Origin of the sequence: Paenibacillus sp. FSL H8-0260 (assembly GCF_045040625.1) — a bacterium.
GTDB lineage: Bacteria > Bacillota > Bacilli > Paenibacillales > Paenibacillaceae > Paenibacillus_AQ > Paenibacillus_AQ odorifer.
Genome location: NZ_CP150298.1, coordinates 429560 through 446398, shown reverse-complemented (window position 1 = coordinate 446398; position 16839 = coordinate 429560). Strand labels below are relative to the sequence as shown.

11 protein-coding genes are annotated in these 16839 nt (G+C 44.6%); 4 read left to right on the top strand and 7 right to left on the bottom strand.

Translation table 11 applies throughout. The features are described from left to right. Positions 1-293: 293 nt before the first annotated feature. The 3 genes from MHI51_RS01980 to MHI51_RS01970 form a co-directional block, all read right to left on the bottom strand. Positions 294-1538, bottom strand: a complete 1245-nt coding sequence (locus tag MHI51_RS01980) for an OFA family MFS transporter (RefSeq protein ID WP_076124755.1) — start codon at positions 1536-1538, stop codon at positions 294-296. 138 nt (positions 1539-1676) lie between these two features. Beyond that, on the bottom strand, positions 1677-2405 hold the full coding sequence (locus MHI51_RS01975) for a LytTR family DNA-binding domain-containing protein (RefSeq protein ID WP_076275969.1): 729 nt from the start codon (positions 2403-2405) through the stop codon (positions 1677-1679). Further along, a complete protein-coding gene (locus tag MHI51_RS01970) occupies positions 2402-4006 on the bottom strand; it encodes a sensor histidine kinase (protein WP_280513476.1) in 1605 nt (534 codons plus the stop codon). Before MHI51_RS01970 ends, MHI51_RS01975 begins: the two co-directional genes overlap by 4 nt. A gap of 261 nt (positions 4007-4267) precedes the next feature. Here MHI51_RS01970 and MHI51_RS01965 point away from each other — a divergent pair, with 261 nt between their 5' ends. Continuing rightward, a complete protein-coding gene (locus MHI51_RS01965) occupies positions 4268-4783 on the top strand; it encodes a nucleotidyltransferase family protein (protein WP_076220146.1) in 516 nt (171 codons plus the stop codon). A 75-nt stretch (positions 4784-4858) separates the two neighbouring features. Here the strand turns inward: MHI51_RS01965 and MHI51_RS01960 are convergent, their stop codons facing one another. Beyond that, complete coding sequence (locus tag MHI51_RS01960) at positions 4859-6373, bottom strand: methyl-accepting chemotaxis protein (protein ID WP_076220144.1); 1515 nt, start codon at positions 6371-6373, stop codon at positions 4859-4861. A 234-nt stretch (positions 6374-6607) separates the two neighbouring features. On the opposite strand from MHI51_RS01960, the gene MHI51_RS01955 reads away from it, so the two are divergent. Further along, entirely contained in the window at positions 6608-7702 is a 1095-nt protein-coding gene (locus MHI51_RS01955) for a GGDEF domain-containing protein (protein ID WP_076275968.1), read from the top strand. Between the two features lie 119 nt (positions 7703-7821). On the opposite strand, the gene MHI51_RS01950 is transcribed toward MHI51_RS01955, so the two are convergent. Beyond that, positions 7822-10944 (bottom strand): EAL domain-containing protein, encoded by a 3123-nt coding sequence (locus MHI51_RS01950; RefSeq protein ID WP_405173528.1) that lies wholly within the window; start codon positions 10942-10944, stop codon positions 7822-7824. 305 nt (positions 10945-11249) lie between these two features. Between MHI51_RS01950 and MHI51_RS01945 the strand changes: the two genes are divergently transcribed. After that, positions 11250-11393 carry a hypothetical protein gene (locus MHI51_RS01945; RefSeq protein ID WP_167348483.1) on the top strand — a complete coding sequence of 48 codons (144 nt, stop codon included), beginning with the start codon at positions 11250-11252 and terminating at the stop codon, positions 11391-11393. 175 nt (positions 11394-11568) lie between these two features. After that, the gene (locus tag MHI51_RS01940) at positions 11569-13851 is read left to right on the top strand and encodes a TPM domain-containing protein (protein ID WP_405173527.1); all 2283 of its coding nucleotides are present in this window, start codon (positions 11569-11571) and stop codon (positions 13849-13851) included. 93 nt (positions 13852-13944) lie between these two features. Here the strand turns inward: MHI51_RS01940 and MHI51_RS01935 are convergent, their stop codons facing one another. After that, complete coding sequence (locus tag MHI51_RS01935) at positions 13945-15561, bottom strand: ATP-binding protein (protein WP_405173526.1); 1617 nt, start codon at positions 15559-15561, stop codon at positions 13945-13947. Between the two features lie 192 nt (positions 15562-15753). Beyond that, positions 15754-16542 carry a formate/nitrite transporter family protein gene (locus tag MHI51_RS01930; RefSeq protein WP_076124688.1) on the bottom strand — a complete coding sequence of 263 codons (789 nt, stop codon included), beginning with the start codon at positions 16540-16542 and terminating at the stop codon, positions 15754-15756. Positions 16543-16839 lie beyond the last annotated feature (297 nt).

Genomic DNA, 16839 nt, shown 5'->3' with positions numbered 1-16839 from the left:
ATTAGATATAGCTGTATTTGGTGCAACTATTTCCTTGGTTTTTTCGCCTTTAAGCTACATCTCGAGTTTTTAGTTGTACAGAATACAGCTAAAATCCGAAGATTCACTATTTCATACGGAATAGTTGCACAGAATGCAGTTACTTCTCAGATCCCATCAAAACTCCTTCTCCCAATTGAAGATAATCCGCCCAAACAAGTCACAGCTCAGCAAGCCACCACAAATCAAAAAAACCAGGCAGCGATTCTCCACTAACGGGAGAATCACTGTCTGGTTCTAGCTTCAATTACATCTTAAGCCGTACGTTCCGTTGCTTTGAGACGCAGCGCTTTTTTCTCTTTCGACTTCGCCACTGGCGGTTTCAGAGAAATCGCGATGATGCAGGCCAGCAGGCACAAGAGGCCAAAGATAACAAAGGTTGGTTTAAATCCGCCTAGGAAGACGGCGATAAACGAACCGGAAAGGGCACCAATACCAAAACCTTGGTAAACGATTCCGTAGTTCTTACTGTGATTTTTCAGTCCGAAGAAGTCGCTGACAATGGCGGGGAACACCGTGATATTCCCGCCAAAGCAGAACGCAATGGCTGCTACACAAGTGAAGAAAAGTCCGAAATTCAGGGTCGCGTAGCTGAGGGTCAGCATAGCCGCCGCAGTTACAGCAAGCGATGCGCCTACCAGCTTCAAGCGACTCATTTTGTCAGATAAAGCACCCAGAATTAAACGTCCCGCTGTATTAAAGATCGCAATCATAGCCACCGCACTAGCTGCTGTCTGTACATCAAGTCCAGCCAGCTGCACGCCGATATCTTTTACAATACCGATCAAATACAGACCACACATACAAGCGGTGAAAAAGATGATAAATAGCAGATAAGCTTCTTTTGTCCTCAGCATTTCTTTGACCGTATAGTCTTTCGGTGAACTCATTACTGTAGCTGTCGTTGAACCCGCTGGTGCTGGGGCCGCTTGAACCGGAGCTTCTCTTACGAGCAAGGAACCGATTACAATCATGCCCATAACAATCAAACCCCAATACATAAATGTATTAGACACACCCACTGAGTCAATCAACCCGCCGTTAATATATTTAAAGATCAAACTCCCCGTTCCATAAGCACCAACGGACACGCCGGAGATTAAACCTTTATTATTCGGAAACCATTTAATTAAATTAGATAATGAAGTGATATAAGCTGTCCCATCCGCAAAACCAACGATCACCCCAACCAATAAATAGAACATGAAGAGTGAATTGGCTTGAGAGCTAAGAATCAATCCTAGTCCGAGCACAATCCCAGCAGTAGCAGTCAAACGGCGAAGCCCGAAACGATCCTGCAGCTTCCCTGCGAACAAAGTCGCGAAAGCGAGTGCAAAGCTCGTTATAGAAAAAGTAATCGAAACGGAGTTAAGCTCCCAGCCAAATTTTGTTACCAGATGCGCATTAAATAAACTCCATGTATAGATGGTACCTAGGCCCATTTGCATAATTACTGTACCTAATACGATTAGCCACCGTTTGGTGCTTTTGCTGTCCATTGTCGTAGTCATGGTCTTTTCCTTCTTTCTCTCTCGTTGTCTGCTACAAGAGCTTCTATCGCCTCTTTATTGTAGCTAAACCAGCCGATGTTGAGAGAAATCCGGCATGAGATGACGGAAATGAAGAATGAATTGCATTTATAAGCGCATAATCTGCCTGAATTCCTTTACCTTACTACGACTTACCGGCACTTCAAAACCTAAATCATGCAGGCGCAGCAAATACGTATTGTTGAACCACGGGATGATTTCCTTGATCTTGGAGAGGTTAACAATATAGGAACGATGGCAGCGAAAAAAACGATCCTGCGGCAGCCGCTGAAAGAAATCGCTAATACTAAGTGCCATGCTGTATTCCTCACCTTTAGTCATCACACTTGTACTTTTTTCCTGCGCGGAGGCGTAATAAATATCGTCGGCATTCACTACGATAATCTTTTCATTTTTCCACAGATTAACCTTGTCACTGACCGGATTACGCTCTTCTTCCCCCTGTCGTCCACGGCTGGCAAACGCATTTTCCAGCTTGTGCAGCATGGCTTTGATGCGTACCTCGCTATAAGGCTTAAGAATATAGTCAAAAGCTTCAATCTCAAACGCCTCAGCGGCATGCTCCTTATACGCAGTGATGAACACTATGTAGGGTTTTACCGAGAATCTACTGATATTTTGTGCCAACAGCACCCCATCGATGGAAGGAATATTAATATCCAGAAAAATCACATCTACCGTATCACTCTGCAAAAATTTAAGCGCGTCCAGCCCATCTTCAAACTGTGCCGTTATATCGATCCCGCTGTGCGTCTCTATTAAATAAGCCAGCTCCTGTCTTGCCAGCTCTTCATCCTCTACGATGATCGCTCTCATTGGTCCTCCTTTTTAACATCAAAAAAGATGTTCGTCCCTTTATCCAATCTCTGAATGGTAAGTCCAGTCCCATAGATCAGCTTTACCCGTTGGTGTACATTAAACAGCCCGATTTTATTCTCCGGCATATCGCCAGTATAGACCTTCTCTATCGTTTCCTCGCTGATGCCAGCTCCGGTATCGCGAATGCCCACCCGTACGGTATCCCCGTGGTCTTTTACAGAAATCGTTACTGTTCCTGTCCCTCTTACCTTCAGTATGCCGTGTATAATCGCATTTTCTACAAGCGGCTGAATGATCAGACTCGGAATCCGAACCTGAACCTCATCAATATCATAAAGCACGTTAAGCCGGCTTCCAAAACGCGCCTTTTCGATCTCTACGTATTGCTGGACCTGCTGTAGCTCTCGTTTGATATCAATGAATTCATCGGTAAGCTCCAGATTGTATCTCATATAACCGGACAGATTCACAATCAGCTCGCGTGCCTTATCCGGGTTAATTCGAATCGAGGACGCAATCGCATTCAGTGCATTGAACAAAAAATGCGGGTTAATGCTGGTCTGCAGTGCCTTCAGCTCCGCTTTGTTCGCCATTTCCTTAATGCCTTCCACCCGCGACACTTCCATCAAGGTAGAGATCATTTGCGACAGACCCACGGCCATAGCTTGAAGCGAGTAGGTAATCTTGTGGGCTTTGGTGTAATAGATTTTGAGCGCTCCCGTCACCTCACCCTTTTCCTTCAAAGGAATAATGATCAGCGACTTGATCTGCGGATTCACGTAATCACTATCATCGTTACGGATGGTAATTTCACCACTGGACAACGTTACTTTAGTTTCCTCACTGATAATATCGTTAGTTGTCTCATAATCCTCCTCACCCACGCCAACATAGGCACGAATAAACCGAGTATCCGTAATCGCTACAGCGTCTGCACCGATATCCTCTTTGATGATCTGGCAGATGGTGTGCAGCGACTCCTGATTAATATTGCGAAAATACGGCAAGGTCTTATTGGCAATATCAAGCGCCAGCTTGGACTGCTTAGCCGCGATCCGTTCCTTCTCACCTTCCACGCTCTGCACTAGCACAACAATCAGGCCGACACTAATCTGGCTCATAATCATCGGAAAAGCGATCTTGGACACGATATCCACACCCAGCGACATCGGCTGAGCCATCGCTAGAATGAGCAGCATCGTCAGTGCCTCACAGGCCATTCCCGCCAAAATCCCTGCTATCCAGCGACGTTCACCAGAGGTGCGGCGATAGATTATCCCAGACACTATGCCTGCGGTGATACTCGTAATCAGACAAGGAAGAGAGGTTACCCCTCCGATATCAATCAGAAAACGGTGAACCCCTGAGATGATGCCTGTTATAAGTCCAACCCATGGTCCGAACAAAATCCCGCCAGATACGATGGCGATAATTCGCACATTCACAAGCGAACCTTCCACATTAATCCCGCTATAAGTGCCGAAAATGGCAAATAAGCTGAAGATCATCGTCGCAATAGCAAGCTCTTGCGGAGCGTAACTCCCTTTTTGAAAAACCTCTTTAAACCGCGGCAGACGAGTCAATACAAACAGACACATCAGCAATAACGCAGCTCTTTCCAACAATTGCAGTAATATAGTAAACGTATATTGCACGGTCACCGCCTCCAAAGGTCTCGATGTCGATTCATTATAAAGATAGTTCATGCCTCTGTCCATTCAGCCTGTCCCTTTATACCTCTATTGAAACTCTTGTTGTATGATATTAACAGATTGGAAGCATGAATATTCGGAGGTGGCAGTTTGCACAAGATAGAACACGAGGCAGATATCATTCAGCTTGTACATAATGACCCCTGGATGATGGATATTTTAGAAAATGCCAGATTGCTACAGTTACCTGACTGGTGGGTTTGTGCTGGGTTTGTACGTTCAAAAATCTGGGATACCTTACATGGCTTTGAAGAGCGGACCCCTTTGCCAGATATTGATGTTATTTATTATGACGGCAGCAATCTTCATGAGGAAGTGGAAAAGCATTGGGAGGCAAAACTAAGAAATTTAAATCCCCATGTGCCATGGTCCGTTAAGAATGAAGCAAGAATGCATACCATTAACAACCTTGCGCCCTATACGTCATCTGTAGATGCCATCTCCAAGTTTCCGGAAACAGCTACAGCGCTTGGGCTTTCCTTAGATGAATACGGTAAGGTTATCCTAACCGCTCCGCATGGGATTGCAGATGTTATTAATGTAGTGTTACGGGCTACCCCTCATTTCAACAATAATCCGAACTTACTACCTATTTATGAAAAACGAATGGCACAAAAAAACTGGCAGGCAACGTGGAAGCAATTGCAGGTCAGCGCTACCTAAAGCTAAGTTGTGTTAGCATCGGAATAAAAAAGACAGCAAGCCTCTGCTACAGAAGGGCTTGCTGCTGTTGCTTTATCACACCGCTAAATCAATACCAACCACGCCTACTACATCTCCCTGACGATTCCGGATTGCTCTAGATAATGTAATACAAGAACGTTTCGTAATCGCGGATACATAAGGTTTAGAGACATATTCACCCTCATTCATGGCCCCATTCCACCAATCACGCCGCTTAGCATTCAACAGGCCAGCCGCTGGCTCGGAGTAGATAAAGGTTCCATCCGTCCGATTGGACCAAATGGCTTGTACATCTGGAATTTTCTTAATGTAAACTTTCAAAACACCTTGATGAACTTCAGTATCTGGAGCGTAAAGTTCTTCCTTGGCGGAAATCGTCTCCAAGAGACTCTGCATTTCCTGAAGCCGGGCTGCATATTGGCTCATCTCAATTTCCGCTCTGCCCGCAATGCTAGTAACCGATTGCTGCAAGGATTGCGACTCCGCTAACAGATTGGCGCTGACTTCGTTCAGCTGCCCAATTTGATCCCGCTGCCGTGTCACCTGCTCCAGCGTAAGGTCTACATTGGCAATCGTCTCATTCACGATAGCCACCGCACCGCTCAGCTCCGTTGTCACTTCTACAATCAGCTTGCCCTGCTTCGCGGCAGCATCGATTGTTTCCGTCACGGCGCTGCCTACTTCATCTACTCTCGACGCGATATCATCGAGTCGAAGCTTAACCGTGCCGACCTCGTTCACCCCACGCTCCACTGAGACTTGCTCTTTCGTAACGGATTCCAGCACCTGCTGTACTCCATTATTAATGTCAAGCAAGATGCCTGAGGAGCGGTCTACCGAGCTCTTGCTTTGATCAGCCAGCTGCCGAATCCGGCTGGCCACTACTGCAAATCCGCGGCCCTGTTCACCGGCCCGGGCCGCTTCAATAGAAGCATTCAGCGCGAGCAACGAGGTCTCATTCACAATGGAGTTAATCAATGTATTGATCTCCTCTACCATCGCAATATGATTACTCAGGGTAGTAAACTTAGCTAACATGTCCCCACTCTGTGTTTGCAGATCCTTCATCACCACATCTGCAATGCTCAGGGAATCTACCATTGCTGTCATTCCTTGCCGAGCATATTGCATATTCGAGCCTAGTTTTTCCGTCAATTCTTCGATATGTGCTGTAACTGAGGCTACACCGCCCATCGTCTGATAAGCCCCTTCAATATTGGCTTTAGCTTCGTTGCTGCGAATCCTTAAATCCGTTTCATACGCGTGTGAATAATCTGCCGTCTGCTGCAGCTGCTCTGTATGGCGGCTGATTTCTTCAAGCGCACCATGCAGCCGATCCGAGGTAACTACAATCTCATTGCCAAGAAGCTCCACTTTGTTCTGTGAATCCTTCAGCAGCGTTTCTTTGCGATAACCGTAGCGGGATGTATTCAGCGAGAACCATCCTAGAGAACCCATAAGCAGAATAATCACCAGCTTATGCATCCAGAGCATATCAATCAATAAGCTGTACACACTGACAAGAAGCAACAGGACGACTACGAAAATCTGGTTTCGACGGATCTGCATCTTTACTTCCACTCCACTCGATTGATGTTATGTATTCTAACATTATATCAGCAGAGTTAATTAAAGGAAATACTTTCCATAGTATTCCTTTTCGATCAATCATTCCCCGGGCCAGGCAATCTCCCCTTATAAAGATGCTTGTTGATCTCCCGCTTCCAAGAAAGCCATCAAGAGGAAACCTGAGCTTATTGTCGAATATATAAGCATATTGCCACTGGAAAAGAGGATCACATTATGCGCGCCACACCTCAAACTCCTCGTCAGACCTATTGGAATCGTGTGCTTCTCAATTCATTCTGGATCATCCTGATTGTGTATTTAAGTATTCAGTTCATTGTTTCTCTATCCTTATGGAGCCAGCGTCCGGAAACCCCAACCAGGAACGATTATATTGAGCACTCGTTGATTTCTGATTCCATCATAGTGAGTTTGATCATTATTCTAGAAGTAATCTATAGATGGAGGCCTCTGTGGGCCCAACTCGCCATTACGGTTGCAAGCCATCTATTTGCGGTTTTGATTATCGTCAATCTCAGCAATGAGTTGCATGTTAAATCATTAATTATGCTGTTCCCGCTACTAGTCTCGATGATCTATCTGAAGAGCAGTTATATGATAGCCACTTCTGCTATTTCTCTACTGTACACGATCATTTTATTCACCAAGACATCCATTCACGAGTACTTCCCGATCACCCAAACAATCATTATCGCTCTTATTTTTGCAGGCACTGCTTTGGCAGGTTTTGCAGTAATCGTTCGTGGACGTGATTTGATGCAATCCCTGCAGAACTCCGTCAAGTCAGAACAGGAATTACGCATTCAGAATATAATCATGGATCGTCTATCTAAGATAGATCCCCTGACTGATCTGTATAACCACAAGACTTTTCACGAATATTTGGGTTGGCTAATCGAGCATCAGCAGAGTAATCCATTCTCCATGCAGCTTGCAGTTATGGATATCGATAATTTCAAAAAAGTAAATGATTGCTATGGACACTCCGTTGGAGATGTCGTATTACAAAAAGTCGCAGCGATCCTGCTAGAGTATATCGGTCCTGATGATTTCGCCGCGCGGTACGGGGGCGAGGAATTCATTGTCATTCTGACAACCAAAACCTTTGAGCAATCCTATGAAATCATGCAACAGATTCTAGCCAAAGTCGCCGATACCCCTTTTGCCGAAATGGAAGGGAAAAGCATAACCGTCAGTATCGGGATGCATGATTACACAGGTGCAGACTCCAAAAATTCTACTTTTCAGCAGGCTGATGATGCACTTTACGAAGCTAAAAACACCGGGAAGAACAAAATTGTCATCAGCTAGTGACAAGCTCCACAGACACTGTTTATCTGTCGGAGCTTGTTTTCTTTTGCAAAGCCTTAATTTCAGAAGCATTTCATACCAAAAACCCCCACCTTGAGATGAGGGCTGTGTATCCACTGCTATATTCCGTAACGCTTCTGCGGTTCCAAAAGCTCCACCACTTCCTGCTTCGGAACAGGTCTGCTAACCAGATATCCCTGTACCTTATCGCAGCCCGATTTTCTGAGGAAATCCAGCTGGCTGATCTCTTCCACTCCCTCCGCAACGACCTCCAGCCCCATATTGTGGCCCAGCTGTATAATGGTCTGCACAAAAGACTGGCTGTAAGCTTTTTCCGAAAGCGAATCGATAAAGGTTTTATCCATTTTAAGCGTAGAAATCGGCAATTGCTGCAAATAACTAAGAGATGAGTATCCCGTTCCGAAATCATCCAGCGCAATACGAATGCCTTGGGATTTGAGGAATTGAAGCTTATTCACGATACTCTCAAACGATTCCATAAAAATAGACTCGGTGATTTCCAGTTCAAGACAACTAGGCTTTAGCCCACTTTCAGCCAGACTTTCCTGCACCATCTCGACGAAATCATCCTGCAATAGTTGAATAATGGAAATGTTAACTGATATCTTGTAAGGAATGCCCATACGATCTTGAATGCCCTTCATAAAGATGCACGATTCCCTAAGCACCCATTCTCCAATATAAATAATCAGCCTGGAATCCTCGGCGATTTTGATAAAGGAAAGTGGAGATACAAAGCCCAGCGTTGGACTATTCCAGCGAATTAAAGCCTCAAAACCAGAGATTAATCCAGACTGGATATCCACCTGCGGTTGATAATATAACTCAAACTCATTATTATTCATGGCACTGCGCAAATGTTTCTCTATATTCATCCGTTCATTAAACGCAGTATGCATAGATTTGTCATATACCACATAAGTCCCCTTACCATCCTCTTTTGCCCGGTACATAGCGACATCCGCATTTTTTAAGATTTGCTCGGTGGTCTCACCATCTTCCGGATAAAAGGAAATTCCGATGCTTACGGAAACGTACAAATAACTCTCTCCGATTAAAAAGGACTGCCTGAACGCTCTCATGATACGCTCCGCCAGGTCTAGCACATCCTCGTGGTTTTCTATATCCTTAATAAAAATCACGAATTCATCCCCGCCGAGCCGAGAGAGCATATCTCCTTCCCGCACCACCGACTGCAGCCTTTTGCTAGCCTTCTGAATAAGAACATCACCGGATTTATGCCCTAAGGTATCATTGATGTATTTAAAATTATCGGTATCTACGAACAACAGCGCCGCCTTGCCTCCTGAACATTGCAGATATTTCTCCATAGATTCCAGTAGACATACACGGTTGGGTAGATTACTAAGCTCATCCACATAAGCTAGACGATGCATGTGTTTTTGATTCTCCACCAGCATATCGTATTGCTCTACAAGCTCCTGCTGTGTGGCTGTAAGCTGTTCATAGGTTGCCTCAAGCTCCTGATAACTGTTGCTCAGCTTTAGCTCTACCTGCTTCCGCTTACTAATATCAATCAGCGAACCGATAAATAACACAACTTCATTCTTTGGATCAACGATAGCTTTACCACTTACCTCAAACCAGACGAACTGATTATCTTTTGTCCGCATGCGGTATTCCGTCTCGTAGATAGGTGTTAAACCTGCCAGATGATCATGTCTTGCCTTTTGGGATGATGGCTGGTCATCGGGATGAATAATACTAAGCACCCCATTTTCGAAAGAATTGATTTCATCCTCCGTATAGCCCATGAGCTTGTACCAGCGATCCGATAGATTATACAGTCCTGTCTCCCAATCAAGCTCCCACATGTATGCACCAGAACCCTCTGTCGCGAGACTGAACCGTCGTTCACCTACTTGCAGCTTAGCAAATTGCTCCTGTAGCTCGACCTCTGTCGCTGACAGCTCTTCGTAAGTAGCTTCCAGTTCCTCATAACTTTGCTGAAGCCTTAGCTCATTTTGTTTGCGCTCATTGATATCCACTCCTACAAGCACAAAAATATCAGCTGCCTGCTTATCCAATCCTTTCAACAAGGTGGTCCGAAATGAAAAATACCGCGCTGCTGGCGAATTGTCCGGAAGTTTATGCTCGATATTATCAACATAGTCAAGCTGTACGGCCCTTTCCAGCAGATTCCGAATAGCCGCCGTACTGCCTGTCAGCCCCTCTATATCCTCAATGTTTTTGCCCACTACTTCATTCTCGCATAGGCCCGTCATTCGCTCAGCGTAATTGTTAAACCGAACTACCTTTTTATCCGCCTGCACAGCCCAAACCACCATACCGCTATGCTCTATTACATCCTCAAAAAATTGCTGTTCCGAATAAACCGCCCGCCGTAAGTGATTAATATACATTTTTAGCAAAACCGCACTAATGATCAGAAGGCCGAGCAGAATAATGGCTCCCACAATAAATCTATTGCGCATCATAACTTTATAATAATCCGAATGAACGAAGAAATAGTGCTGATACAGCTCTTCAAAAGCACCTGAACGATGCAGGCGATCCAATCTCTCGTTAACATAAGTCACTAGCTCCGGAGAGGATTTACTTATTGCAAAAGCGACATCCCTAGGGTAGAGATTGCTCATTTTTTTGATAATACTCCCCTTCAATTTCTGCTCTGCAATCAGATAATCAATCACTTCCTGATTCTCAAATAGAAGGTCGATTTCCCCCTTTTCTAAAGCCTTCAAAGCTTCAGGAGTCGTTGCATATTCTATGTAATTTGTAATCCCCACCTTGCTGTTCAGCACGGTTGCAGAATACTGTCCATTCCCTAACCCAATCTTATAACTTCCCAACGTCTTTAAATCGATCTCATCCTCAAGCTCTCGCCTTGCATAGATGGAAATATAATTCTTAATAACTGGATCTGAAAATAACACCTCTTGGTTACGCGACTCCGTAATTGCCATAAGACCTGCTATCTCAATATCTCCTTGAATCAGCCGACTGTAAACTTCATCCCATTGCCCAGTACTGTAGTGAATAAGGTAATCCTGCTTCTCAAAAATCATCGTGCTCAAATTAATATCAAACCCGGTCAAATACCCGTTTTCTACATATTTATAAGGTGGATATTCCAGTTCTACTTGGTACCTTATATCCTCTCTTTCGGCGTGAGCGGCTGTAGGAGGTACGAGCAAAAGCAGAAAAATAATCAGAAGCAACATTGTGCACCGCTTCATTGCCCAATTCCCCTTTTTGCTAAAATTTAGAATTTAAAGCATTATTCTAAAAAGTATTCGACAAAATATGGTAAGATTCCTGCTAATTCTTTCCTAAAACCACACATTATACGCAAATCCCCATCTTTCGATGGACTCTTTTATTTGTAAATGATAAAAGTTACGAAGTCTTGATTTTTATATTGCTTTTTACATAGAAAATGTGGATAATAGCAATAACGACAAACGATGATAATGATTATCATTATTATAAGCGTTAATAATTTCAATTTACTATATTTAAGTTAAAAGGAGACTGATCACCCATGAACGTTACCTCTACCCGAACAACATTACAGGTTGACGATTATCTGGATCTGCTCAATCTTGCCGTTAAAGTTGGAGATTTGAAATGGCAAAAAGAAATTAAATCCAGATTGCAATACATTCTCTGTCTGCCGACAAGATAATGCTTCCGATTATACGCCATGTTCCCTTATTTAGGGGCATGGCTTTTTTTGTTGGTATGCAGACATAACTATATAATAATTGGAGTATCTCCAGGTCACCTGATGGTTAATGATATAGTATAATTATCAGCATAATACATTGAATAAAAAGTCCTTCAGATCGGAGCGTGTCAGCTTGAAAAAGTATATAGCTTTATTCTTAATGCTCAGCCTGTTATGGGTACCTGGTGCATACGCCGCTGGAATTCCTGCACAGCAGGGATTTGTTACCGATAACGCTGAAATGTTCAGTTCCGCAGAAGCCGCGTCTATTTCTGCTACCGCCACTGGAGAACTCATGACCATCCATGTACTCACTGTAGATTCCACAGACGGTACTCCAGCTGATAAGTATGCAGACAAGGTTTACGACTCGTGGAAACTGTCCACGCGGGATCTTCTACTGCTGATCTCCGCTGGTGACCAGTCCATTGAGCTAAATTTCTTAAATCCAGGCTTTCAAAGCTCGTTAAATACTTGGTCTAAGAATCAGGGAGGGTCCTCGGGAAGTTCAGCCATCCAAAAACTGCTCGACACCTATTTCATTCCTTATGCCCAAAAAGGGGACTTCGCTGGCGGGACAAAGGCTTTGATTAATGCCATCCATTCCATCGGAGATCGTGCCGGCAATACTGGAGGAACCGCAGGAAGCGGGAGCGCAGCCGGGGTCGGGAATGATGTAAACCGCTCCAGCAGCTCCATGTTTATGATTGCAGCGATTCTTATCGGAGCCCTTCTAATCCTCCTTCTACTCTTTGTAATGGTTACAGGTCTGCGTCGACGCAAGCAGCTTAGCGAGCAACAGAAACAGTTATCTAATTTAATGGTCCAGGCAAATCGGGCACTGGAATCGCTAAACCCTTTTCAAGGGATCGTTCAAGGGAAGACGGGAGAGCTAGTCGAAGGTATTTCCAAGCGGCTGTCCGCCAAGCTCGTTGAAATCTCCGCACTACAAAGTGAAGTTCAAGGCGTTCAGCCAGCATTTTATCGTTTGGCTGCCCTCAAGACAGCCGTGAAACAATTGCAGCAGACCGAAGCTGCCTTCCGCACAGCGCTTGAAGAGGAAGAGAAACACATAGCTGTCATTAGCGAAGCTGACCGCAATGTCAAACAGCGTATTACAGAGCTGAAAGAGGATACGCCAGAGCTTGAAGAACAGCTGCAAGGTGCAGTTAAAGAAACCGGATATGAGCTTCAAGAAATTGTAGAGGAACTTAAGGAGCTTGCGGAGGAAACTGCTAAGGCAGACCAATTGGAGCTTTTTGATCCCATTGCTGCACAAGAGGTTACCGAGGATGCACAGGAACGTCAGGAAAAAATCGAACAGGATCTGAAGGATGTTGATCTCTATGATGATAAGCTAAACAAATTTCCTACGGTATTAGCTGCGGCACGTGCCAAAATCACCGGGATCATTGAACAGAATTCACTGCACAATATGAAGGTTAAGCCATATGACCACCTGGAGCAGGCCCGCGTAGAATCGTTGACTCTTGAAGCGCCGCTGCGTATAGGAGATATGGATGAGGTGCGCAGAATCGGCGCCAGTCTAGATCTGCTTCTGGATGAAGCTGTTGCTATGACAGAGCAGCAAGCACTGCTGCGGCAGAATAACCGCAGAGATCTAGAGACATTCCGCACCACATGGAGCCACTTGAAGCAGCGGCGAGACGAGCTGCAGGCCCGAATTACAGAAGCACGTGTACATTTCGAAGAACAGCATATAGTTAGCGTAGAGAACATTCTGACGGAGTGGAGCACACGTCTTCGGGAAGGCGCAGGTGAAGTGGCGCAAATTGAGAACTGGACCAGTGATGAACGGGGCGAATATGACAAGGCCCACGATGCGCTGGAGCGCTTGCTGTCCTTGCAGGATGAAGCTGGCCGGCAATATGACGGCGTCTCTGAAAGTCTAAATGCATTAAATGAAAGACTGGATAAAGTACAACGTCTCTTCTCCGAAGGACAAAGTCGGGTAGAGACGACCCAGCGAATGCTGCACAGCAGAGGCTTATCTTCCAGAATCCGCTTTGAGTTATCCTTACTGCCGGAATATAGCCAGTTGGAGCAACGGTTGTCATCCCGGCCTTACAACCTGGAGGAACTGGAATCGATTGGCCGCGCTTATGACGCTCAGATCACTTCCTTTGTGAATGAAGCGAACCGAATCGTTCGCCAAAAAGAAGAGGAAGAACGGCTTACCCAGCTAGCCATGATGAGAGAGCAACAGCGGCGTGCGCAAGCCCGTAAACGGATGTCCTCCGGTCCTCCTTCTTCAGGCGGATTCGGTGGGGGACGTTCCTCCGGCGGCTCTTCCTGGGGTGGTGGCGGCAGTGGCGGCAAATCCTCCGGCGGCTCTTCTTGGGGCGGTGGCGGCGGCAAATCCGGTGGAAATTCATCGGGTGGCTCTAAGTGGTAATTCCTCACCATTAGATGCAAATGGGTATACAAAAAGACTCTTTCGCTTATATAGGCGGAAGAGTCTTTTTAATTATGAATTATTATTGCTGTTTCATTTGTGGTATGAATGTGCCATTGGAAGATAAATTGTAACGGCCGTGCCCACTCCCTCTTCACTAGCTATTGCCACATATCCTCTGTGGGCAGTCACGATTTTTTTGACAATCATGAAGCCAAGTCCATTCCCATCGCCTCTGGTCGTGTGAAAAGGCTCTCCTAATTTCTCCAGAATTTCCTTGTTCATACCCTCTCCATTATCGGTGAAGGTAATCACCTGAAATTCATCCTTCACATCAAGAGTCACTGTAATGCTCCCGCCAAAAGGCAAAGCTTCCATTGAATTTCTTAGGATATTGAGGAAAATCTGCTTAATCTGATTGCGGTCACATTCGATCTCAGCATCATAATGGATCTTTGTATTTAACACTATATTATTCATTTCCACCTGAATCGCGAAGATATTCAATACTTCCAGCAGGATCGTGCTACATTGTTCAGTCATATAATGCGCAGCCTGCGGTTTACCCAGAATAAGAAACTCGCTCACAATAAGATTCATTCTTTCCACTTCAGACATAATGAGATCATAATGCAGCAGTCGTGAATCTTTATTAGCCAGTTGAAGCATCCCTTTCACCGTAGTCAGGGGATTACGGATCTCATGTGCAATGCTCATAGCCAGTTGTCCTGCGACCACTAGCTTTTCTGTATTGCGCAGCACTTCTTCTGTTCTTTTCATCTCCGTGATGTTGCGCAAACTTCCAATCACACGCGCTAAGTAACCATTCGCATCGTAAACGGGTAGTACATCTAACATATAATGCTCGAACAACCCGTTTTTCTCCTGAATCACTTCTAACCCGGCACATGCGACATGATGTATGATGACATGTTGAAAGTATGCGCCCACATTCCTAATTTCAAAGACACTAGTTCCAACCACAGAGTCTTGATGCTCACCACCCAAATGAAGCATAGCTAAACCGTTCTCATTTATATTCACGACTGTTCCGAATTGATCTGTTATGATTACCCCTAAGTAATTGGTCTCTAGCAAAATCCGATTTAATAATTGCAGCTGAGAATTCCCTCTCCGCAACAAAATCTCACGTTCAATCGAGTCAGCCATCGTACAGAGCAGAGGCAGCAGATGGGGATGGGCTACATCTATATCTGCCATAAATGAAATTGTACCTAAAATTTCTTGCCCATTTTCTTTATAAAATGGAGCTGTACAGCATACTAAATGATGCAAAATATGATGGAAATGGTCTCGTCCTGTCAGCTGGAATGGCCTCTGATATTCAAGGGCTAAAGCGATTGAATTGGTACCCACCTCTTTATTCATCTGCACGCCTTCTTTGATGCCTACCTGTCCTACGAGATCAATAATCGTCGCATCTCCTTGGAACGCCAATAGATAACCTGCATCATCCGAAATCGTAACTAGGATCGGGTTCCCTTTGACTGAGGAAAGAAATTTTTTGACAAAAAATTCGATAACCTCAATCACTTCACTATATACGCTAAGCTGTGCCCCCAATTCATCAGTAGAATATCCCTTTGCAAAGACAGGCGGTTGCTCAGGATCAATTCCCTGGTCTATACAATGCTGATTGGAAGCCTTAATAATGGTCTCATCCGTCAGTATCCCTGTTGTCTCATCCAAAGCCCTTACCCCATTCTGTATGAATCTTCAATTTTGCATTGCATAATTATGTATTCTACCTCTCTCCCTCTAATCCTTTTCAATCCTTAAAAATCAAATAATCCCAATGTTAAAAAATAACTTTCTGCACAAAAAAACTCCACCCCTATACAAGAGCGAAGTTTTGGAGAATTATTATTTTCTATTTTTCAGTTAATGCTTAGTATCATCCAAAAAAGGTTTATTCACATAATAATACATTACCCCCATCAGTACGCCACCGCCAATTAAATTGCCGATCGTAACGGGGACAAGGTTATGCACCACGCCATACCACGATACCGTTCCGGGATGATCAAGTACAAGCGCAATCGCAAAGGTACACATATTGGCAATACTATGTTCATAGCCGGAGATGAAAAAACAGAATACGAATAAGACCATGGCGAACATTTTGGCCCCATCGCCTTTCATATTCATCGGTATAAAAAAAGCCATACAAACGAGCCAGTTACAAAGAATAGCCCGAAAGAAAAGCTGACCTGCCGGGGCTTCCATCTTATGCTCCACTACATATAGCAAAAAACCGTTTACATCTGAGCTATAGAACAGTCCTGTCAAAAAAATCAGCAAGGCAAAAACGGCAGCCCCAAGAATATTACCGATATAACTCATGATCCACATGCGGACAACCTCAGACCATTTCATTTTCCGTCTTAGTGCCGTGTATGTGTAATAAAAAGTATCTCCGGTGAATAAATCCCCACCACCAAAAGAAATTAGAATAATAGCCGCTCCGAAAGTAATCGCAGCCATTGGATATGCAAAGGGGGATTGCTCCATAAAGAAATAGTTGCCTGTCTTAAATGCTACAATTACACCGAATCCGATAAACATACTGGCCAGCATGGCTCTGGCAATATAGCGCATTACGCTTTGCCGGAATATCTTCTGTTTCTTAAGTGCTAATTGTTCAACCTGAAGCAGTGCCTCGTTCTCCATGTGACCTCCTTAGGGATTTTGGTATTTCCAGCTGATTATGGGCTAATCGACAGCCTTGCGTTATTATACCCAATAACCCGCTGGAAATTACTTGAACCAACTCGCGGCAAAAAATCCCTGAATACTTACGGGGAAGCGAAGCTACCTCTTGCTAATTGTCTTCATTCATTTTAGCAATGGCTTCTGCTTTTTCACTGCTGGCGACGATGATAAGCACGAGTATCAAACAGCCTAAAACCATAGCCTATCCCCACTTCCTCCACATGTAGTCTTGTGACAACTTATGTATGTGGATAG

Excerpts from the sequence above, each read along its gene's own strand:
- MHI51_RS01930 (WP_076124688.1), bottom strand. The coding sequence starts at position 16,542 with ATGGAGAACGAGGCACTGCTTCAGGTTGAACAATTAGCACTTAAGAAA.
- MHI51_RS01945 (WP_167348483.1), top strand. The coding sequence starts at position 11,250 with ATGAACGTTACCTCTACCCGAACAACATTACAGGTTGACGATTATCTG.
- MHI51_RS01960 (WP_076220144.1), bottom strand. The coding sequence starts at position 6,373 with ATGCAGATCCGTCGAAACCAGATTTTCGTAGTCGTCCTGTTGCTTCTT.
- MHI51_RS01950 (WP_405173528.1), bottom strand. The coding sequence starts at position 10,944 with ATGAAGCGGTGCACAATGTTGCTTCTGATTATTTTTCTGCTTTTGCTC.
- MHI51_RS01980 (WP_076124755.1), bottom strand. The coding sequence starts at position 1,538 with ATGGACAGCAAAAGCACCAAACGGTGGCTAATCGTATTAGGTACAGTA.
- MHI51_RS01955 (WP_076275968.1), top strand. The coding sequence starts at position 6,608 with ATGCGCGCCACACCTCAAACTCCTCGTCAGACCTATTGGAATCGTGTG.
- MHI51_RS01975 (WP_076275969.1), bottom strand. The coding sequence starts at position 2,405 with ATGAGAGCGATCATCGTAGAGGATGAAGAGCTGGCAAGACAGGAGCTG.
- MHI51_RS01970 (WP_280513476.1), bottom strand. The coding sequence starts at position 4,006 with ATGTGTCTGTTTGTATTGACTCGTCTGCCGCGGTTTAAAGAGGTTTTT.
- MHI51_RS01965 (WP_076220146.1), top strand. The coding sequence starts at position 4,268 with ATGATGGATATTTTAGAAAATGCCAGATTGCTACAGTTACCTGACTGG.